The following is a 1,454-nucleotide window of genomic DNA, read 5'->3' on the forward strand; positions in this document are numbered from 1 at the left end:
GGGGGTTTTATTATGGCTAAGTTTAATTTAGATTTTAGGATCAAAGTCGTCACCGAATATTTATGTGGTATTAGCGCAACTTCACTGGCTAAAAAGTACCGAGTCCGTAAGGCGGACACCATTCTTCTCTGGGTTAGCCGTTTCCAGAAATACGGTATCGACGGATTGAAACTAAAACATCACAAGCCAGAATATTCTAGTCAGTTCAAGGTCGATGTATTAAACTGGAAAAAACAACATCAGGCCTCGCTTCCAGTAACAGCTCTACACTTCAATCTGTCTTCGCCAAGCACCATCTGGCAATGGGAGAAGCACTTCAATGAGCAAGGAATCATTGGCCTTGAACGAAAGCGAGGAAGGCCTAAGATTATGGCTAGACATAAACAATCAAAGTCTTTGAAAGGCAACAACGAACCCACGACCGTCGATGAATTGAAGCAACTGAAACAAGAAAATTTGATGTTAAAGATTGAAAATGAATACCTAAAAAAACTCGATGCCTTAGCTCAGAAGAAGTCAGCAGACAAGAAGCATCGCAAATAGTGACCGAGTTAAGGCAGGTCTTCCAAGTTCCCGTCAAGCTTCTACTCAGAGTAATCAAGGTACCAAGAAGTACGTACTATTACGCACGCTCACATCAGCAATATAAAAAATTAGACGATTCTCCAATCATTCAGGCAATCGATGAGATTCGACAGGAAGATTCTAAGTACACCAAGAAGTATGGGTATCGACGACTGACTAAAGCCTTACAGGAACGTGGATTCAAAGTGAATCACAAGCGGGTTTTACGCTTAATGCGTGAGCATGATTGGCTTTGTTTGGCATATAATCGACAAAAACGTAAGTATAATTCATACAAAGGAACGGTTGGTAGAATAGCACCGAATCGTTTAAACCGACGGTTTAAAACGGACCGTCCCTATCAAAAACTAGTCACCGACGTCAGTGGGTTTCGATATGGCGGCATGAGTCAAAGCGAGCAAGTTTACTTAGAACCGGTCATTGACCTCTTCTCAGGTGAAGTATTAGCCTTTAATATCAGTGACCATCCAACAGTAGAGTTCGCTTTAAAACCACTTAGAGAGGCTTTAGAAGGACTACCCAAGCTAGGCTATCGAACAACGGTCCATACAGACCAAGGATGCCAGTACCAACACAAGTTCTGGCGAGACACGCTCAAAGAACACCGTGTATTTCAAAGTATGTCACGCAAAGCAACTTGTCTAGATAACGCGGCAGTTGAATCATTCTTTCACATCATGAAAGTCGAAGTCATGGATGAACATTTTGAGAACAAGGAAGATTTAATTCAAGCCATGACTGAATGGATCGACTTCTACAACAGGCATCGAATTAAAACAAAACTGGGTGGCAAGCCCCCGGTAGAATACCGGGAGCTCGCCATCCAGCGAGCAGCGTAAATTCTGTGTCCAATTTTAAGGGTTCACTTC

2 protein-coding genes are annotated in these 1,454 nt (G+C 42.6%); both read left to right on the forward strand.

All coding sequences use genetic code 11. The annotated features are described in order from the left end of the window. Positions 1–543: helix-turn-helix domain-containing protein (locus tag LSE01S_RS10565; RefSeq protein ID WP_235808344.1), on the forward strand; the 543-nt coding region annotated here is incomplete at its 5' end. Next, on the forward strand, positions 543–1,424 hold the full coding sequence (locus LSE01S_RS10570; RefSeq protein ID WP_061777586.1) for an IS3 family transposase: 882 nt from the start codon (positions 543–545) through the stop codon (positions 1,422–1,424). The genes LSE01S_RS10565 and LSE01S_RS10570, both read left to right, overlap by 1 nt. Positions 1,425–1,454 lie beyond the last annotated feature (30 nt).

Source organism: Levilactobacillus senmaizukei DSM 21775 = NBRC 103853 (assembly GCF_001592085.1).
GTDB lineage: Bacteria > Bacillota > Bacilli > Lactobacillales > Lactobacillaceae > Levilactobacillus > Levilactobacillus senmaizukei.